Genomic DNA, 18,948 nt, shown 5'->3' with positions numbered 1-18,948 from the left:
ACCGTTCCGTGATGAGCGCAAATCAAGAGGGCCGCCGGCTGAAAACCGGCGGCCCTCTGCTCATTCAGTCAGTCCACGTGCAGATACCCGTCAATCCGTGGGGCACGGATTATTGACGGCCGGACATTGCACGTCAATCACCCCCGTGGTGCTCTCGCTGTTGTTGGCGTTATCCAGCGCCGTTTCCTTGAACCCCTGGCAAGTGCGGTCGGTCTTGCCCGAAGTCGTAAGCCCATACGAACCCAACTCACTGTTGGCGTCGCTCATCAGAGCGCTAAGGGTAATGAATCCGTTTGAGTTAACCAATGGCGTCATAGTGCCCTGACCCAAACACTTCGGCGTGGTGGTCGGTGGAGTTCCGACATAGATGCTCACGCCGACGAGACTGCAAGTCCCGTTCGGATGGCGCGTGTTGAGCGTCATCGTGGCGAGCTGTGCTGACAGCATATAGGCCATGTTGGTCGCCGTCGCATTGCCCAGCCAAGTGGTGAACGCTTTCCGACCGGCCGTGATCTGCGCAACAGTCGGACCGCCGTAAGCGGCGCAATTTGTGGGGCTGATGAAGACCACATGGGTGCCCTTAGCATCTCTCAGGTTTAGCGCTGAGAGAGCACACAGATCGGCGCCAGTGATCGAGGAATTGCCGGCATTTTTCCACCATCCAAGCGTCTTCGCCGCGCAATTCCCGCCGAGGCAGGCGTTGCCGAACTCGCAGCTGAAACCGGCGCAGGTCGACGGAGTTGCGGGATCGCCAAACGAGCCGCTACAGGTCAGCGGCGTGGTCGCGATCGAGTTGGGCGGCGGCACCTCGGTCACGAGCAGTTTGTCGCCCGGAGTCAGCGGGAACGAGTAATTGCCGTTGGCGTCGGTGTTGGTGCACAGGCTTATGGGTGTGACTCCATCCAGCGCAGTCCCCGTCAGCAGGAACTGGACACCCTGTACTCCCGGCTCGCTGTCGTCAACGCCGTTGCCGTTTAGGTCGGAGAATTTACGGCCCTTGATGGCCCCGACGTTGCCGAAGTCCACCTCCGAGATTTGCCCGGCTGCCAGGGTTATTGGCACCGAATTCAGTCCATCCCAGAGGTCGCAAGTGTCAGCAGGATTGCCCGGAAACAGAGTACAGTCTAAGTCCATGTTGGGCAGTGCCCGAAACACCACAGACGCCACAGCCGCCGCCGAAGCAGGTGGCGGTATGGGTGTACCCAGTCTGAGGGACTTCCGAAACAGCGTAACTTCCGGGGTCAAGCGGCGAACATACTTTGAGACCCTGGCCGTCGGTGCCAGTTGTTCCGGTGCATACCGTGGTGACACCCTGAGTGACGTTTATGGTCCAGCCGTTTAATCCGAACGCCAACTCATCGTCATCGAGCACGCCATCGCCGTTCAGGTCGCAAAACTTGAAGATGTCGAGCTCGCTTTCGAGACTAGGTGGGGTTCCACCCTTGATTTTGAAGTTGTCCGTCTTGGAATTCGAATTGTCGAAATTCCCGCAGGCGGCCCACCCCGTTGGATTGCTGGACTCGCTAGCTGTTGGGAAACTTCAGTGCGTTTCGAGAGTCGGGCTTGAAGGCGGGGCGCGCGCGGTCCAATCAGAAAACAGGACGCGGCCCAGAATATATGATGGTTGCGGAGCCGCAGGCGTGTGAGGCAGCGCAATCAGAACGAACCAGGCGGGCGCGAGGCCCGGACGGGACTGGCGCTTTCCGATGACTACGTATGTCTGGACGGAGGCGACACGATGCCGGGGCTTAGCGTCCTTTAGGTCGTCGGGCGCTCTGGACGAGACGTAGGCGGTGCCGCTTGGAGTGGTCGCAACCGAGGCTTGGCGTTCAGCGAAGGCTGAGCATGCCAAAACTGCCAATACGAAAAGAAGCAGGTTGAAGCGGTTGTACCAGCGTTGTGACAGAATTGCCTCATCTGTGCCAACCCCAACCCCGCCTAGACCAACTTAGCCTCTCACAGATAAGTATTGATTAGTCATTTCACGCTTCCGTGTCAATAATGAGTAGTAATACACTATTAGTAGATAAACTATTCACTATGTAATGGAATTGTACTTATCTGTAGCTAATTGATGCTGTTTGGTATCGGCGCGGGAATAGTCAGAACCCTGAATGATGCCGTCGTTCAAATAGTAACTCCGCTATTGCTCAGCATAGCGAGGCCCAAGGGCCAAAGCGCGGGCAGTCTGGATGGGCGCGGATTGGTCGGATACGATCGCGCGATGGCTATCAAGCGAGTTTGCGTTTATTGCGCGTCGAGCCGGCAGTGCGACGCCGCCTATCACGACTCCGCCGCGCGGCTGGGCCGCGAGTTGGCGCGCAACAAGGTGACGCTGGTCTACGGCGGCGGCAGCGTCGGCTCGATGGGGCATCTGGCGGATGCGGCTCTGACCGAAGGCGGCCGCGTGATCGGCGTGCTGCCGCGCTTTATGTACGACCTCGAATGGGGTCATCGCGGGTTGAGCGAACTGCTGATCGTGAACGATCTGCACGAGCGCAAGCGGATGATGATCGAGGAAGTCGATGCGGTGATCGCGCTGCCGGGCGGATGCGGCACGCTCGAGGAGCTGTTCGAAGCGATCACGTGGAAGCGGCTCGGATTGTTCGGCGGTCCGATCGTGCTGGTGAACACGCTCGGCTTCTATTCGCCGTGCGTATCGTTCCTGGAGAGCTGCATCGAGCGGCGCTTCATGGACGAGCGTCATCGTAAAATGTGGTCGCTGGTCGAGCAGCCCGAGGAAGTACTCGGCGCGATCGCCGATGCGCCGCCGTGGCCGCATGAGAACCGCAACTTCGCCGCGCTCTGATCTGCTAACGCTCGATCTTCGCAATGGCGGCGGTGTGGTCGTGGGAGAGATCGGCTTTCAGGAATTCTTCGGTGCCGGGGGTGCCTAGTTCGAATCGGGGGTGTGATGGATTTTGATCGTCACGTCCCGAGTGCGGCAACCGAGCATGTGGCCGCCGGCCGAGCGGTCGGCGGTGATGAAATGCAGGTGATAGCCGGGGACGTTGACGCCGCGCAGGTAGTCGGGCGTGAAGAATCCGACGATGGTGCCTTCGACGTCGTGGAACTCGAAGATTGGCTCGTCGCGCGTGGCGTCCTCGACGCCGACTGACTTGTCCTGTTTGGCGACGGCGCGAGTCTTTACGTAATCGAAACGCCCCTCGATTCTCACCGCGTGGAAAATGTTCTGCGAAGGGAGCATCGCGGCGACGGCTGCGAGCATCGCGGGCTGATCGGAGGGGCGATCGAGCCGAGCACTTTCGTCCGTCTTGAAAAAGCTCACCGTCGCGAATGGCGTGCGCGCCGAATCCTCGACGGGATGCGCGTGGCCGTCGGCGCGCACCTGGAAGACCTTGCCGTCGAGTTCGATCATCTCGCCGTCGAGTCCGTCGAAGGTGCCCAAGCCAAAGTCGCCGTGAGTTTTGAGCTCACCCATCGTCATGTCGCCGGTGGACGCACCTTCCATCAGGGCGTTAACGGTCGAGGTTTGGTATACGGTCTGGTCTTCGTCTCCCAGCAGGCGCTCGAGGGCCTGAATGATGATGGCGGAGAGGGTCTGTCCGGTCTGTTTGCGGCGCGCGCCAAGCTGGCCGGCGAGCGCGGGCGGCAGATGTACACGCAGCGTGAGGTGTTTGGGCATTGTGGGAGTTTATCGGAGGCGCGAGCTGGTTGGTATTGCCGGGAAACCCTAACCCCCTAACCCTTCCCGTCGCGAACCGATTATGGTGGTGCGCCGTTGATTGCGAGCAGCACGCATCCGGTGGCGATCCAGATTACCAGAGCGCCGGCAGCGAAGAGTTCCAGCGCGACAGTTAGTGGGCGATGCGTAAACATCAAGTTGACTTTGATCGGGTTGTATGACGGGCGGGCGTGGGAAGTCAACGTAGCGAGATACAACTTTGTTATCCGCGGAACAGTGAAGGACGAGCGCCAGTAAATCTCCCGAAGGCGGGAGCGTCGCATTCGTCGGGACCTAACCCCTTCCCCTAGTGGGAAGGCAATCGCAGTTGCGTGACAGGCTACTTGGTGTTCTCTACGGGTTGGACGTTTTCGCCGTCGCGGGCGGCCTGGCCTACGTTGACTGCTACCTTATCGCTCCGGTTGATGCCGCTTAGGACTTCTACTGTCTGGCCGTTGTCATAGCCCAGGGTTACTTCGGCGAGGTGCAGCTGATTATTGCGGATTACAGGGACGTAGACCTTGCCATCGCGAAATACCAAGGCGTCGTCGGGGACCATCGGGGATCCTGTGCCCATCGCTACGGTGAATTCGGCGGTGGCGTACATTCCGGGGTATAGGGCTTCATTTTCGTTGGGTAGGTCTACCTCTACCAGCATCGTGCGCGTGTCGGCGGCGAGCGCTTCAGGATGGCGCGTGATAGTGCCGGTAAATTTTTGTCCGGCATAACCTATAGCCGTGATTGTGGCAGCGTCACCGTCCTTGATGAATGGCGCGACGTTCTGGGGCACGTAGGTGAACACGCGCAGTGGCTTGGAGCGGGCCATACTGATGATCGCGCCGGACCCGGGCGTAGCTGGAGTGGTGTTCGCGGGGACGAGGTGGCCGGGATCGATGTAGCGCGCGGTGACGATGCCATCGAAGGGCGCGGTGATCGTTTCGTACTGCTGATTGGCGATGTCCTGCGCGAGGGTGGCCTTCGCCTGGAGCATCGCGGCGTGGGATTCATCGGCCATCTGCGGCGCGATGACCTGGGCGTGCAGGAGGGCCTGGTTGCGCTTGTCGGTGACGACAGCGAGATTGTAGTTAGCGCGCGCATTGGCGACCTGCTGATCGAGTTCGGGCGAGGTGAGGATGGCGAGCAGTTGGCCCTTGTGGATGCGGTCACCCTTGTCGACCTTGATGGTCTTCAGGTAGCCGGGAACTTTGGCGTAGATGTCGGTTTCGTCGAAGCCGCGAATGGTCGCGGGCAGCTTGAGATCGCGCGTCGGCGGCGTTTGTAAAACGTCTGTGACCAGCACGTGCGGGCCGGCCTGATTTTCCTGCTCGAGTTCCGACGTCTGGCGGCCGATCCACAACTCGCGCGCGAGCACGAGGCCGGCGGTCGCGATCAGAGCGACGCCGATCGCGACGATCCATCCGGCGAAGAAAACTCCACCCGGCGCGGGCACGCTGAAATTTTTTGGATCGTCTTCCATCTCGGACATATATTATGCGCCGGGGAGCGTGATTGCCTCGATCTCGAGGTCGCGATGATGTTTGCCGATAAGGCTGCGGCTGAAGATCGAGTAGACCGCGGGCACCACGAACAACGTCATCAACGTCGCGGCAATCAACCCGCCGATGACGGCGCGGCCCAGCGGCGCGTTCTGTTCGGAACCCGAGCCAAGCGAGAGCGCCATCGGCAGCATCCCGAGAATCATCGCGAGCGCGGTCATGATGATCGGACGGAAGCGGATGCGGCCGGCTTCGATCGCGGCGGCAAGCGGGCTGTAACCTTCCTCGCGCAGCTCGTTGGCGAACGTGATCAGCAGGTTGCCGTTGGCGACGCCGACGCCGACCGCCATGATCGCGCCCATTAGAGATTCGACGTTGATAGTCGTACCCGTAATCGCGAGCATCCAGAGCACGCCGGCCAGCGCGCCCGGCACCGCCATCATGATGATAAAAGGCTCGAGCCACGACTGAAAGTTGGAGACCATCAGCAGGTAAACGAGAATGATGGCGAGAATCAGGCCCTCGCCGAGCGTAGCGAAGGAATCGTGCATCGCCTGGCTCTGGCCGCGGATGACGACGCGGGTGCCGGCGGGCAGCGGGCCGAGGTTGTCGATTTCGTGCTGCACCGCGGAGGCGACGCTGCCGAGATCGCGGCCCTCGACGGCGGCGTCGACATCGATAACGCGCTGGACAGTGTAGTGCGCGACGACAGCGGGATCCCATCCGTGGGTGATGGTGCCGAGATTGCCGAGCAGTTGAGCCTGGCTCTGCTTGCCGGCGGCCTGGTTTGGAGTGCTCAGTGGAATGTTAGAGAGCGTCGCGACCGAGTCGATTAGATGCTGCGGCGCTTGCGCGACCACGTTGTAGTTGACGCCGGATTTTGGATCGAGCCAGAAGTTCGGCTGCAAGAGCGAGGCGCCGGAGAGCGTGGAGAGCATGCTCGAGGCGACCTGCTGCTGCGTGATGCCGAGTTCGAGCGCCTTGGCGCGATCGACGTTGACGCCGAAGGTCGGATAGTCCTGCGGCTCGGCGATGCGCAGATCGCTGACGCCGGGAATCTGCCGCATGCGATCCTGCAGGCGCAGCGCGATGTCGTAGTCGGCCTGGAGATTGTTGCCGTTAATCTGCGCGTCGATGGCGGCGGGCAGGCCGAAATTCAGCACCTGGCTGACGATATCGGCGGCTTGAAAATAGGCGGTGACGTTCGGAAATTGGCGCGCGAGCAGCTTGCGAATTCTATTCTGGTAGTCGGCGGTCGGCTGATGGTCCGGCTTCAACTGGATCAGCAGGTCGGCGTCCTGCGGGCCGATCGAATCGGTGTGATAGAACGCGAGGTCGTACGAAATCGGCAGTCCGATGTTGTCGCTGATGCCCTCGAGCTCGTCGGCCGGGACGACGGTGCGAATCGCGCGCTCGATGTTGTCCACCATGTACTCGGTGTGCTCGACGCGGGTCCCGGTCGGCATCCGCAAGTGCAAGCTCATCATGCCGGCGTCGATGCGCGGGAAGAAATCTTCGCCGACGACCAGCAGCATCGCCAACGAGGACAGGACAAGGACGGCGACGCAGACGAGCGAGAATGTGCGGCGCGCGATGAACTTGGCCAGCGCGAAGCGATACGACTCCTTGACATGCTCGAAGCGGCGGTCGAAGGCGCTGACGATACGAGCCCAAAGGCCGGTGCCCAGGTGTTCTTCGTGGGTGTCCGGGAGCAGATAGCGCGCCATGGTCGGAACCAGAGTGCGCGAAAGGAGGTACGATGTCAGCATCGCGAAGACGACAGCGAGCGCAAGCGGCGTGAAGAGGAATCGCGCGACTCCGGTCAGCAGCACGACCGGAAAAAAGACGATGCAGATGGCGAGCGTGCCGACGAAGGTGGGTGTGGCGATTTGCGATGCGCCGTCGAGAATCGCGACCAGCAAAGGTTTGTGCATCGCATGATTGCGGTGGATGTTTTCGACCTCGACCGTGGCGTCATCGACCAGCATCCCGACCGCGAGCGCGATGCCGCCGAGCGTCATCGTGTTGATGGTCTGGCCGGTGAGCTTGAGGCCGATGATGGCGGTGAGGATGGAGAGCGGAATCGACGTGATGACGATGAGCATGCTGCGCGGCGAGCCCAGGAACAGCAGCACCATGATCGCGACCAGCAGCGCGGCGGTGACGGCCTCCTGCACGACGTCGCGCAGCGCAGCGCGCACGAATTGCGACTGGTCGAACGTTAGCATCACGTTCAGGCCCTTGGGCGCAGTGGCGCGGATGTCGGGCAGTTTCTTCTTGACCGCATCGACGACGGTCAGCGTGGAAGCGTCGGCGTGCTTGACCACGAGCAGGTAGGTGGCCTGCTGTCCGTTGAAGCGCACGACGTTGGTTTCGGGCTGATGCGAGTCGGTGACGGGCGCCACGTCACCGAGGAAAACCGGCGCGCCATTCATGTACTTGATCGGCAGCTTGTTGAACTCGGAGACCTTGGGCACCGACATGTTCAAGTCGATGTTGTATTCGTAATTGCCCATCTTGGCGGTGCCGGACGGGATGACGACATTGGTCGCGGCGAGGGCGTTGCCGACGTCGAAGGCGGAGAGCCCGTTGGCATAGAGCGCACTGGGGTCGAGGTTGACCATCACCGATCGGCTGACCCCACCGAGCGGAGCGGGCGAGGAAAAGCCGGGAATCGTGAAGAGTTGGATGCGGATGAAGTTGAGGCCGTAGTCGAAGAGCTTGTTGGTCGAAAGAACGTCGCTGTAAACGTTGAGCTGCGCGACCGGGACGTTGCTGGCGTTGTAGGAAATTATTTGCGGGGGCTGGATGCCGCGCGGCAGATTGCTGAGAATGCTCTCGGACACGGCGTTCATTTGAGCGATCGAGCTGCCGATCTCGGTGCCGGGGTAAAAATATACCTTGAGGATGCCGATGCCGTTGATCGATTCGGATTCGATGTGCTCGATGCCGTTGACGGTGGTTGAAAACGCGCGCTCCGAGATGAAGACCATGCGGCGCTCGACGTCGAAGGCGGAGAGGCCCGGGTAATTCCAGACCACCATGACGACGGGCAGATCGATCGACGGAAAAATGTCCACGTTCATGAGGCCGAAGCTCAGCACGCCGAGGACGAGCATCAGCAGAGCCATCACGGCTACGGAAAGCGGCCGGCGAAGCGCGAGGCGGACAATCCACATAAGGTGTGCCGAAGACCGTGGTTAACTGGTTAAATTCGCGGTCGTGGAAACGGGCAACGATTACGCCAGCGAGCAAATTTCAAAATATTGGACGGCGTCGGGCAAGGCAAGTTTGATCCAATGAACGGAGGATTGCGGACAGTCAGTGGGATCGCGTGGATGGTGAGGATGCGAGCAAACCTAGGAACAGGGGTGCGAGTGAGCGAGGTCTCAGGCCGAACAGCACGTGAAAGGGGCGCCCACTTAACGTGGAACGCCCCTTTTCTTGCGCGACCAATTTGTTACGGATGGAGTCCGAGCAGTTCGAATCCTCCGAGTGGAGGATTGTTCGGATCGGTCCGCAGGTTCATTGGGTTGGCAGTCCCCACGTAAAGCGTACCGCCCGTGGCAAGCATCGTGCGGATTCCATAGTTCAGATAGTTCCCAACACCGTACTGACTTTCAGGAGTCGCAGCGCTGTTACCCGAGAAGCTCCAGAGGTCGGCTCCATAAGTGATGTTCTGTCCGAAACCCTGGGAGAGTTCCGCGATGATCGATATCACATCGCCGGGATCGCCGAGCATCGGTGGAACGAGCTGCGCGACCAGATCGACCAGGACGAAACTCCAATCGAAAGTTCCGACATAGAGCTTGCCATTGTAGGCCGCCATCGCCCAATCATAGGTATTGAACGGGTTGCCGAAACCTGCCGGGCCAAATTGGGGCTCGACGTTCATATTGTTGGGACGCGTCTGCCAGCCGTTATAGGGGCTATACACGCCCATCAGCGAGTCGCCGTACAGCAGGGTCGCGGCGAATTTTTTGGGAAATTTGAATCCGCAGCATTGAAAGATCGCAATTGGCCGCGTGGTGTCGACTGTGGAGGCCACTACGTCGGTGACCTCGGGAATTCCCATAGGTGGGTAAGCCAGGTAGTGGGTGGCCAACCCTGAGAGCGGCACCTGCATCGTTCCCCAGTAGATGGAACCGTTGTATGAGCTGATCGCGCCGCCGAAAATGCTCTGCGCGGTGACTGGATCCGCTTCGTACTGTCCGATGCTCCAGAGCTCTTTCCATTGGGCGGCGTTCTTTGGCGTGAGGCCATTTGCGTCGATCTGCGGACTCGACCATAGGCCGGTCAACTTCCCGGTCTTCGAGTTCACTCCGCCCCAAGTGGTTGCGAGCAGCCAATGGCCGCGGAACGGCGCAAGATTGGCCGGTTCGGCATCCAGATTTCCAACTATGCTGAACTGGAACGGATTCTTCACCGTGCCGGTCCATTTGAGGATGCTGCCGGTGCTGTCCGCATTCTGCACGCCGGTGTAGAGGTAGAGGGGGTTGTTGGGCGCGGTGACCCGCAGTGTCGTCCACTGACGGATGTCAGAGAACTGCGGCAGCGTCGTCGAGCCCAGGTATGCTCCCGTCGAATTCTGGAAAGCGAAGAGGTTGATACCCGGTGGGGTCTCGCCGAAGGGGGCCAGCGCCGGGCCGGCAACGATCACGAGATCGCCCATCGAACCGGCGGAACGCAGACCAAGCGTCTGGTTGATCAGCGGATCATTCGGCGTGCGATTAGTCACCACTCCGGTGGAGGTGTTGTAAGTGAATATCTGCGGCGGACGCCAGTCGCCCAGTTCGCCGGGCAGCGACGGATCGCTATTGATGAAGTTGCTATCGCCGAATTCGCAGACATAGGAATCCGTTTCGAACGGTATCGGGGTAATCCCGACTTCGGTTTCAAATCCACTGATCACGGTGCATAGCGTGTTGGCGACCGTTCCGTACCACAGATTCTTACCAGCACTTGTCAATCCCCAAATGTACGCCTGGTTGACCTTGGGCACTCCGATAGCGCATGGCGGCGTGGCCGGATAGGTGTTGTTAGGACTGCCGATATGATCGAAACACTCGTCGGGCGCAGCCTTGGCGAGCACACTCACACTCAGCGTCGCGGCTGCTGGCGCGCTTTCCGCGGCAGTCACCAACGGATCTGTTGCCCACGACATCTTCGGCAATCCAGCGAATGCGCAGATCAGAACGGCTGCAAAAATCGCACGCAATGAAGCGCAGCGTTTGGTTCGAGCACGTTGTTGAGACAAGCTCTCTGGACATATGTAGATTCCCTCCCACAGTTCACGAAAATCTCTTTCTACAAGCAGCTTTGACGCCGCATGCGCGGGAGTCATTCAGCAAGAAGGGATGCCGTTATTCTGCAGGCTAGTGGCTGAGTCGCGCAGCACGTAGTTTCACGGAATCACCATGAAATCGGCGGAAGACTCTCGCCGATCGGACAACGATCGCAGAAAAATGACCCGACTAACGACTGTTAGGGCGCTGACCTATCTGGTGAAGGTTATGTCGAGTCAGGACATAGCTTGATTCGATCGGAGTCAGTTCTGCGTTCGTTGGTCCGAACGGATACACCTCTGACAAGGATTCCGTCGGTTGTGGCGTTGATGTTCGTCACGCCCTCGGATGATGGGAAAAAGCGAGTGGCCGCTTGCAATCCTGACCCCTAACGCCTTCCCTCGAGGGGAAGAAACAATCGCGCGAAGGATTGCGAGTGCAGCGAGAGTTATGGAACCGGGGCGGCGCCGAGTAGGCCGGCGGCTTCGTCGTAGCCCAGCATCAGGTTCATGTTCTGGACGGCTTGGCCCGACGCGCCTTTGCCCAGGTTGTCAATCGCCGTTATCACGAGCAGAGTCTCGCTGCGGCGATCGAGGATGAACGCCAACTCGCAGAAATTCGTAGCGCGTACATTGCGCAATTCGGGCAACTCGCCGGGCTTCAAAATTCGCACGAAGCGCGACTTGGCGAAGCTGGCCTCGAAGGCGGCGTGAACGTCGCTCTCGGTCGTGCCGGCGCGCGGGCGCATGAAGATCGAGCTCAGCAGACCGCGCGTGATCGGCAGCAGATGCGGTACGAACAGCAGCGCGATGTCGCGGCCGAGTGCGGCGGAGATTTCCTGCTCCATCTCGGGGACGTGGCGATGGTTGCCGACCTTGTAGGCGCGGAAATTCTCGTTGACCTCGGCGAAGAGCTGCTCGATCGACGCGGCGCGGCGCGCGCCGGTCGTGCCCGACTTCGCGTCGATGATGATCGACGACGGTTCGATCAGGTCGCGCCGTATCAGCGGCAGCAGCGCGAGCAGCGCGCCGGTCGGGAAGCATCCGGGGTTGGCGACGAGGCGCGCCTCGCGGAGTTCGTGACGATGAAACTCGCTGAGACCGTAAACCGCTTCCTTGAGCAGTTGCGGCGCGGGATGCTCGATGCCGTAAGTGGCGCGGAACTGCGCCGCATCCTTGAAGCGAAAGTCCGCCGACAGATCCACCACCTTCACGCCCGCCTTGATCAGCTCAGCGGTATGCGCGGTGCCGACCGTCTCCGGCAGGCAGGTGATCGCGACCTCGGCGCGGCCCGGGACGAGGTCGGGGCGCAATTCCTCGAACGGCGGCAAGTCGATGCCGGCCATGTGACGGTAAACGTCGGCGACCTCGCGACCGGCGTAGTGCTCGGACGTGAGCACGCTCAGCTCGACGAACGGATGGCTGGCGAGGATGCGGACGGCCTCGATGCCCGAGTATCCGGAGGCGCCGACCACGGCCACCTTGACCTTGTCGTGCGTAGCCACTTGGGGAACTTAATGCTCCTTTGCTAGTTGCGACCGAAGAAATTCAAGTATCACGATTGCGTACGCCGAGCCAGTTGGGGCTACTTGGTCTCGAACTCGAAAACCATCTCGGTCGGCGGATGCTCGGGGTCGGCGGCGAGTTTTTCCAGGTAAATCTGGACGGGAGTGTCATCGGGGCGCGTCTCGCCGAGCCGCTCGAGCTCCTGGCGCGCGGAAAAACTGTCGCCCGCACGAATCATCGTGAGCGCGTCGCCAAAGTGGCGATAGAACGTAGGATCGACGCTGTCGTTTTCGCGTCCGGCGACGTGCACGATCGGCACGAAGAGCTGTTTGCCCTTGACCTTCACCAGCCCCAGCTCGCGCCCGATGTAACCGGCGCCGGCTTCGTTGTAGGTCTCGCGGCTGACCAGCAGATGCACCTTGAAGTGGCGGGTAAGGCCTTCCAGCCGCGAGGCAAAGTTTACGGTATCGCCGATGACGGAGTAGTCGAAGCGGTTTTCGCCGCCGAGGTTGCCGACCACGACGTCGCCGGTCGAAATGCCGATGCCAATATCGAGGTCCGCGAAGCGCGGATCGTTCTTCTGGAGCTCGTGGAGATTCTCGAGCATCCTAAGCGCGCAATCGATCGCTGAGCGCGACGGATTTTCGAGATCGTTGGGCGCGCCCCAGAACGCCATGATGCCGTCGCCCATCAACTTGTCCACCACGCCGCCGGTCTTGAAAATCACGTCGATCATCGAGGTCATGTAGGTGTTCAGCAGCGCGAGCAGGTCCTCGGGCGTGGTCTTCTCGGCGCGCTTGGTGAAGCTGACGATATCGGCGAACATGATCGCGAGATGGCGCCGCTCGCCGCCGAGTTTCAACCCCTCGGGCGAATCGAGCAGCGAGGTAATAACGTCGGGGTTCAGATAGTGCTCAAAGGCAGTGCGCAAGTAGCGCTTCTCGCGGCCTTCGGTGATGTAGCGATAGCCGGCCAGGAACATATACACGAGAATCGCGGCGAACATCGGGAACACGATCCCGACTACAATACCGTCGTGAAGGAGCCGGTGCTGAGCGTAAGCGTAATAGCCGACCAGCAGGATAACGCCCAACGCGGCCGACGACATCGCGGACAGCCACGCGACGCCGAGCGACATCGCGATGCCTATGAGGAGCGTGGCCACGAGCGCTATCTCCTGGGCTTCGATCGGGCGGCGCAGGAAGTCGCCTTGCAGCACGTTGTCGATCGCGTTGGCGTGGATCTCGACCCGCGGCATGTCGGGGTTGACGGGCGTCACGCCACGATCGCCGAGCCCGTGAGCGGTCGCGCCGACGAGGACGATCTTGCCCGCAAGTTTCTCGGGCGCAATCTTGTGATTGATGATGTCGGAGATCGAGTAGTACGGAAACGGCTCGGCGCCGCGGCGGAAATTCACGAGCATCCGGCCGTCGTCATCGACCGGTATCCGCACCCCAGCGAGCGACAGGCCCGAGACTCCTTCCTGATCGAGCCCCAATACCATCGTCGCCCCACCGGCAAAGGTGTCAACGATACCGATAAACAGCGGTGCGCAGTAATGACCGTCGAATTTGATGACCGTCATCTCGGTGCGGATCTCACCGTCCGCGTCCGCATCGACATCGAAAAATCCGATCGAGTGCGCCGCATCGTTGAGCAGTCCGGTGGGCGGCTCATACGCGCGCGCCTCGATCAAATCGTGGGGCGTGCCCGGAGCCTGTCGTATGATTCCGTAGGTCAGCGGGCCGGGGAGTCGAATCTGGTCGAGGAAGCCGGCGGTTTTGGCGACTCCAACATGGCCCTTCAGATGGTGGGTCTGGAACGCATACCCAAGCACGGTCTGACCCTGCGATTTCATCGCCTTCGCAAATGCCTCGTCGTTGCTGGGACCGAGGACGTCGCGGATCGACTGCCCCGTAAGGCCAAGTTGCGCGAGCTTCTGGCTGATATCTCCGCGCGCCACGTCGCTCTTGTCGGCTTCGCTGAAGATCGCGTCGAAGCCGATGACTTTGACTTTGTAGTCCTTGAGCGCATCGATCAGGCGACCCAGCACGATCCGCGGCCACGGCCATTGCCCAAGTTGCGCGATACTGCGGTCGTCGATGGTGGCGATCGCGATCAGGCCCGCGGAGGGATGCGGAGCGACGGTATTGATCCGCAGGTCGTACGCGATCAGATCCATGCGCTCGAATGCGCCGTGGAAGCGATCGTGTGCGACGAAGAGGAATCCCAGCAGCACGATTCCGAACAGGAAGGTGCGCCACGAGAATCGGTGTGACGTTTTTGCACTCGCCATCGTTAGCGATTCGAGCTTAGCTCGCCCGCGCGGGCGCCGCTAACCCCGCCGACCGTCGCGGCGAACACCCTCACACGATGTTTGCGGTATGCGCGTGAAACGTCGCGCCTACTCGAACCAGCTTAGCTGCTTGTACATGCTGATCTGGCCGTACTGATGAGCGTTGCCGTAACCCGCCTGCGCGCTCACACCGAGCTGCCACGGTCGATAGTAAAAGCCGAGATCCGGGCCACCCTGACCCTGCGCGTTGGTCAGAAAGCCGCCGAAGTACATCGCGCCGCCGACGCCACCAAGGATCATGTACTTCTCGGTCGAGAGCAGGATTGCCTGCAGATCGATCTCGCTGCTTTCGACACCGTTCTGATAGTCGTAGATCGTGCTGAAAGATCCATTTATCGGATGCTGACTGTGCAGAAACACCCAACTCGAGAAATCGCCCTCGATGATGCTGGCGTCGCTATCGGCCACGTCATGGCCGCCAGAGATGTATAGATGCGTCCCCGGGAAAAGGGTGAAATCGGCGCCACCCTGGAAGCGGCCGAAGTTGAGTCGCGGAAAACTGCCGCTGCCCGGCGCCAGCGGACTCTCGAAGCCGTTGCCGATCCACAGTTGGTAGCCGGTCGCGCGGCCGAAGAATCCGATGTACGGCGTGACGCTTTGCTCGACCTGCACGCCCTCCTGCAAGTCGCCGTATTTGTCGCTGACGAAGCCGCCGCCGAAGCCGGTCACTTGGAGGAGTCCGGGCGTTTGAAGTGAGAAGAATCCCGGATAAGTGTCTTCAAACCATTGCGCATGTGCTGCCGGAACTATCGAGAACGCGCTGAGCGCCACTACGAGTGCTAGCGCGATGCAAACCCGGGACATTCGATTCTTCGCCACGTCTCGCCTCCTCCTCTACCGGGTCGTCCCAGTCGATGTCGTCGTGTTCACGCATACCGGACATGCCGGCACAGGTGCGGCGCTCGATCCCGGCGCCGCTCCCGCGAAACTTGCGCCGCCTGCGTTGGCGCTTTCGAGCGACACTGCGCCGGTCATCGACAACGGTCCGCCACCGGTTGGAGGTTTGTCGCATGGCAGCGTCGCTTCGTAGCCCGCGTGGACATCCTCACCCGCGTTGGGAGTCCCGACAGGCGCGAGGTTGACGGTCCCCTGGTACACGGAGACGTCAGTATATTTTTCGCATCCCTGGTAGCCGGGCCTGATTACATTCTCGCTGTAAGCGGTATCGAACTTGGTGCCGCGGACCGCCGCGACTGCATTCGGAGTATGCACCTGGTAGTCTGCCGCAGCGCCGCCCGATGCGGCGTTGACCAGCGATCGCATCACGCCCGAAAACAAGCTGACGCGCGTTGCTGCGGCTCCTCCGCTAACTGTGAACTGATCGAGCGTGATGCTGCTGGCGGGCCCAAGCTCGAGCCGGCTCTGGTCGTTGAGCACGATGACGGCATGACCGTTGGCGCCGGTGACGATTCGATCACCCACGTTTACGCCGACGCCGGCCGCCGCTCCGATCGTCGCACCGCCGCTGCGTTGAATCTGCACCGGACCGTTCACCGACAGGAAAGATCCCGCGGCGGTCTGCGCTAGCGCCGGCCCGGATACCACAAGCAACAGCGCGCTGATGAGCAACAACCCCGCTGCAACCCCGGCGCTATAATGTAATCGGTCTGGACGCATCTAATGGCGGTCCTTTGACGCTAGCGCCTACCTTGTATTTGTGCGGATTGGGACTTGTCAAATGCCACCGTTAAGTACTTGTAATTGCGATACAAATGAAGAAGGGCGCGAGCAGCGCTCACGCCCCTGTCGTTCCAAAATGAAATCACGACGCGTGGTACGCGCGGATTCGATCGTCCTACCGCTTGGAGTACTGCGGCCGCTTACGCGCCTTGTGACGCCCGTATTTCTTGCGCTCGACCTCACGAGGATCGCGCGTCAGCATCCCGCCCTTGCGCAGTGTCGGCCGCAGCGTCTCGGTCGCGCTGACCAGCGCGCGCGAAATCCCGTGACGGACGGCGTCAGCCTGCGCCGCGATTCCGCCGCCCTCGACGCTCACCAGCACATCGTACTGCCCGACGGTCTCGGTCGCCTCGAACGGCTCCAGTATCCGCATACGCGACGTCGGGCGCGGGAAGTAGTCCTCGAGTGTGCGCTCGTTAACCGTGATCGTGCCGCTGCCGGGAAGCATCCTGACGCGCGCCACCGCAGTCTTGCGCCGCCCCGTAGTCCAGATGATGTTTTTCTTTTCTGCCATTGTGACGATCGTACCTGTTAGACGCTTACGGTCCTGATTATACGTTTACGCTCTTGGGCTTCTGCGCGGCATGCGGATGCTCGGCGCCGCGATAGACTTTAAGCTTGTTGAAAATCTGATGGCCGAGCCGACTCTTCGGCAACATCCCCTTCACCGCTATTTCAAGCAGCCGCTCGGGTTTCGCCTCGAGCATCTTGCCCGCCGAGGTCGTCCGGATTCCACCGGGCCATCCGGTATGCCGATGGTACTGCTTGCTCAGCGGCTTCGATCCCGTCAGGCGAACTTTGGCGGCATTGATAATAACGACGAAGTCGCCGGTATCCTGGTTGGGGGTGTAATCGGGCCGTGTCTTACCGGTCAGCAGGCTCGCCGCGCGCGAGGCGACTCTTCCGAGCGCTCGCTCGCTTGCATCGATCACGACCCATTGGCGGTCGCGCAGTCCACTCTCACGCGAGATGCTGCGGGTTTGTTCGGTCAGCTTCAAGTTCATGCCTCTAAAAAGTCAAATTTTGGCGGGGCCGATGGGATTTGAACCCACGACTTCCGACGTGACAGGCCGGCGTTCTAACCGGGCTGAACTACGACCCCGCCCGAACCATCTCTTGTTACATTTTCCACCGCCCGTAGCAACAACGCATCGCGCACTCGCCCTCTGATAGCAGGTTCCTTCCTAGCGTCTCTCTATCGGGGAGAGGCCGCACCGAAAGCATGCGAAGCCACTGTCGGCGTCGGAACTAGCAGTCGGGCGCTGTTCGGCGCGCACCTGTGATAGGGCGGAGCATCATCAGGATAGCTATCGCAATTGTCCATGCGGCGACTCCGCCGATTAACGGGATCGCTCCGCCGCCTCCTATCCACCATGGGATTGCGCCGCGGTTCAGGATCATTTTCGGCCACATCTTTGCGCCCAGCACGAAGCCGCAGTGCAGGCCGATCGAGAAATACACACTGCCCGTGAGGATATACGCTTCGCCAAGCGCTATCCCCAGGAGGAACAGGCCGATCAGCGTGGGAATCGCGATCGCGGGATCGGTGAACTGGTCGATGCTGTGCGCGAGCGTGATCAATCCGGCCGCGGGCTCGTAGCCGGTCACGTAGAAGCGCGCCGGAGAGCGCACAAGATGCGCGACGGCGTAGATTGCGGCGCTTGCGATCAGCGCGACGGGGTTGCCGAAGTCTGTTTTCATGCCGCCGAGCAGGAACGCGCGGAAGAATGCTTCCTCGATGAATGCGATCACTATCGCCGAGAGAAAATATTTCGGTATCAGCGCCACGGCCGCTTCGTGATCGCCGACTCCGACGCCGCCGACGCTGAGTGCGAGTCCGAATAAAATCGCAATCGCGAGCATCGCGACGACGAAACCGCGAATTGCGCGTCCGATGCTCGGCGCTGGCGGATGACCGAAGCCTCGGCTCAGCAGCGCGCCGAGATTCAAGCTGCGCGCGGCAAACAGCATCGCGATCAGCAGCGTCGCCATCACGGTGCGATCGAAGATTCGGGGAAGCGGGAAGCGCCATCCCGCAGCCGATACTGCGACCGCTGCGAGCGGTGCGAGAATGACGGCGACGACGATCCCCGCGATCAGCACCAGCACGAATCGCGCCGTGAATGACATCGGCTGGCGCGCGTGAACTTCGGAACTCAGCGCGGGCGCTCCGGATCGAGTTGCGGTTCGAGCATCACTTCGACCGGGCATGCGCCGGCTGGAGAGTTCACGATTTGCATAACGGCGTGCGCGACGTCCGCCGTCGAAAGCATCGCCGCGCGAGCGAGCCGCTTGTTGTTCGGTATCAGCGCGGTGTCGACAAGGCCCGGAACTATCACAGAGAGCTTGAGGCCGCTAAGACGCATCTCGTGGAAGGCCGCGCGCGTGAATGCGATTAGCGCGGCCTTGGTCGCGGCGTAAACGGCTTCGCCGGAGGGCGCCTTGCTCGCGGCCGTCGATGCGACATTGACGATCGTGCCTGCACCTTGCGCAGTCATCGCGGCGGCGGCCAGGCGCGTAAGCGCGATTGGCGCGCGCAGGTTCACGGCGATCATGCGGTCCACGTCGACGGGACGCATCTTGAGCAGCGGTGTTCGCGGCGGGGCCCATCCGGCGTTGTTGATGAGCACGTCGATTCGCCCGTAGCAGTCGAGCGCGGCGCCGATGAGCAGGTCGGGCGCATCCTCGGTGGCCAGATCAACGAGAACAATCAATGCGCGTTCGTGTGACAGACCGCTCTGGGAGCGGGTTTCCTCAAGTTCGTCGCGCGATCGCGCGGCGAGGCATAGCGAGTAGCCGGCGCGCGCGAGCACGAGCGCGACCGCGCGTCCGATGCCGCGTCCGGCGCCCGTGATGACCGCCACGCGGCCCTGCGATGCCTCAGGGGCGCTCATTCGCAGCCATCTTGCACTGACGTAATCGCTCGCACAGACTGACGATA

At 61.1% G+C, this 18,948-nt stretch carries 15 protein-coding genes and 1 tRNA gene; 1 reads left to right on the top strand and 15 read right to left on the bottom strand.

What is annotated here, in order from left to right:
- Window positions 1-90: 90 nt before the first annotated feature.
- Both VJX68_RS01350 and VJX68_RS19245 read right to left on the bottom strand, forming a co-directional pair.
- The gene (locus tag VJX68_RS01350; protein WP_324093838.1) at window positions 91-1,062 is read right to left on the bottom strand and encodes a hypothetical protein; all 972 of its coding nucleotides are present in this window, start codon (window positions 1,060-1,062) and stop codon (window positions 91-93) included.
- Between the two features lie 31 nt (window positions 1,063-1,093).
- The gene (locus VJX68_RS19245) at window positions 1,094-1,387 is read right to left on the bottom strand and encodes a hypothetical protein (protein ID WP_414643443.1); all 294 of its coding nucleotides are present in this window, start codon (window positions 1,385-1,387) and stop codon (window positions 1,094-1,096) included.
- An 837-nt stretch (window positions 1,388-2,224) separates the two neighbouring features.
- Here VJX68_RS19245 and VJX68_RS01345 point away from each other — a divergent pair.
- Complete coding sequence (locus VJX68_RS01345) at window positions 2,225-2,809, top strand: LOG family protein (RefSeq protein ID WP_324093837.1); 585 nt, start codon at window positions 2,225-2,227, stop codon at window positions 2,807-2,809.
- An 84-nt stretch (window positions 2,810-2,893) separates the two neighbouring features.
- On the opposite strand, the gene budA is transcribed toward VJX68_RS01345, so the two are convergent.
- The 13 genes from budA to VJX68_RS01280 form a co-directional block, all read right to left on the bottom strand.
- A complete protein-coding gene (budA, locus tag VJX68_RS01340; RefSeq protein ID WP_324093836.1) occupies window positions 2,894-3,646 on the bottom strand; it encodes an acetolactate decarboxylase in 753 nt (250 codons plus the stop codon).
- A gap of 379 nt (window positions 3,647-4,025) precedes the next feature.
- Entirely contained in the window at window positions 4,026-5,171 is a 1,146-nt protein-coding gene (locus VJX68_RS01335) for an efflux RND transporter periplasmic adaptor subunit (protein WP_324093835.1), read from the bottom strand.
- Between the two features lie 3 nt (window positions 5,172-5,174).
- Window positions 5,175-8,360, bottom strand: coding sequence for an efflux RND transporter permease subunit (locus VJX68_RS01330; RefSeq protein WP_324093834.1), 3,186 nt, complete (start codon window positions 8,358-8,360; stop codon window positions 5,175-5,177).
- Window positions 8,361-8,641: 281 nt separating this feature from the next.
- Window positions 8,642-10,345, bottom strand: coding sequence for a hypothetical protein (locus tag VJX68_RS01325; RefSeq protein WP_324093833.1), 1,704 nt, complete (start codon window positions 10,343-10,345; stop codon window positions 8,642-8,644).
- Between the two features lie 569 nt (window positions 10,346-10,914).
- Window positions 10,915-11,970 (bottom strand): N-acetyl-gamma-glutamyl-phosphate reductase, encoded by a 1,056-nt coding sequence (argC, locus tag VJX68_RS01320; RefSeq protein WP_324093832.1) that lies wholly within the window; start codon window positions 11,968-11,970, stop codon window positions 10,915-10,917.
- 80 nt (window positions 11,971-12,050) lie between these two features.
- On the bottom strand, window positions 12,051-14,267 hold the full coding sequence (locus VJX68_RS01315; protein WP_324093831.1) for a CHASE2 domain-containing protein: 2,217 nt from the start codon (window positions 14,265-14,267) through the stop codon (window positions 12,051-12,053).
- A gap of 108 nt (window positions 14,268-14,375) precedes the next feature.
- The gene (locus tag VJX68_RS01310) at window positions 14,376-15,146 is read right to left on the bottom strand and encodes a hypothetical protein (RefSeq protein ID WP_324093830.1); all 771 of its coding nucleotides are present in this window, start codon (window positions 15,144-15,146) and stop codon (window positions 14,376-14,378) included.
- 15 nt (window positions 15,147-15,161) lie between these two features.
- Window positions 15,162-15,872 (bottom strand): FecR family protein, encoded by a 711-nt coding sequence (locus VJX68_RS01305; RefSeq protein WP_324093829.1) that lies wholly within the window; start codon window positions 15,870-15,872, stop codon window positions 15,162-15,164.
- 250 nt (window positions 15,873-16,122) lie between these two features.
- Entirely contained in the window at window positions 16,123-16,521 is a 399-nt protein-coding gene (gene rpsI, locus VJX68_RS01300) for a 30S ribosomal protein S9 (RefSeq protein ID WP_324093828.1), read from the bottom strand.
- A gap of 37 nt (window positions 16,522-16,558) precedes the next feature.
- Window positions 16,559-17,005, bottom strand: coding sequence for a 50S ribosomal protein L13 (gene rplM / locus VJX68_RS01295; protein ID WP_324093827.1), 447 nt, complete (start codon window positions 17,003-17,005; stop codon window positions 16,559-16,561).
- Window positions 17,006-17,031: 26 nt separating this feature from the next.
- Window positions 17,032-17,109 (bottom strand) — tRNA-Asp (locus VJX68_RS01290).
- Window positions 17,110-17,255: 146 nt separating this feature from the next.
- Window positions 17,256-18,137 carry a CPBP family intramembrane glutamic endopeptidase gene (locus VJX68_RS01285; RefSeq protein WP_324093826.1) on the bottom strand — a complete coding sequence of 294 codons (882 nt, stop codon included), beginning with the start codon at window positions 18,135-18,137 and terminating at the stop codon, window positions 17,256-17,258.
- A 26-nt stretch (window positions 18,138-18,163) separates the two neighbouring features.
- Window positions 18,164-18,901: an SDR family NAD(P)-dependent oxidoreductase gene (locus VJX68_RS01280; RefSeq protein ID WP_324093825.1), complete on the bottom strand. Its 738-nt coding sequence runs from the start codon at window positions 18,899-18,901 to the stop codon at window positions 18,164-18,166.
- Window positions 18,902-18,948 lie beyond the last annotated feature (47 nt).

Source organism: Binatus sp. (SeqCode), assembly GCF_035272065.1.
In the GTDB taxonomy this organism is placed as follows: Bacteria; Desulfobacterota; Binatia; order Binatales; family Binataceae; genus Binatus.
Note: the sequence above shows the minus strand (reverse complement) of the source record. Positions and strands in the feature narration are given on the sequence as shown.

Excerpts from the sequence above, each read along its gene's own strand:
- VJX68_RS01345 (WP_324093837.1), top strand. The coding sequence starts at position 2,225 with ATGGCTATCAAGCGAGTTTGCGTTTATTGCGCGTCGAGCCGGCAGTGC.
- budA (WP_324093836.1), bottom strand. The coding sequence starts at position 3,646 with ATGCCCAAACACCTCACGCTGCGTGTACATCTGCCGCCCGCGCTCGCC.
- VJX68_RS01335 (WP_324093835.1), bottom strand. The coding sequence starts at position 5,171 with ATGTCCGAGATGGAAGACGATCCAAAAAATTTCAGCGTGCCCGCGCCG.
- VJX68_RS01330 (WP_324093834.1), bottom strand. The coding sequence starts at position 8,360 with ATGTGGATTGTCCGCCTCGCGCTTCGCCGGCCGCTTTCCGTAGCCGTG.
- VJX68_RS01325 (WP_324093833.1), bottom strand. The coding sequence starts at position 10,345 with ATGTCGTGGGCAACAGATCCGTTGGTGACTGCCGCGGAAAGCGCGCCA.
- VJX68_RS01315 (WP_324093831.1), bottom strand. The coding sequence starts at position 14,267 with ATGGCGAGTGCAAAAACGTCACACCGATTCTCGTGGCGCACCTTCCTG.
- rpsI (WP_324093828.1), bottom strand. The coding sequence starts at position 16,521 with ATGGCAGAAAAGAAAAACATCATCTGGACTACGGGGCGGCGCAAGACT.
- VJX68_RS01285 (WP_324093826.1), bottom strand. The coding sequence starts at position 18,137 with ATGTCATTCACGGCGCGATTCGTGCTGGTGCTGATCGCGGGGATCGTC.
- VJX68_RS01280 (WP_324093825.1), bottom strand. The coding sequence starts at position 18,901 with ATGAGCGCCCCTGAGGCATCGCAGGGCCGCGTGGCGGTCATCACGGGC.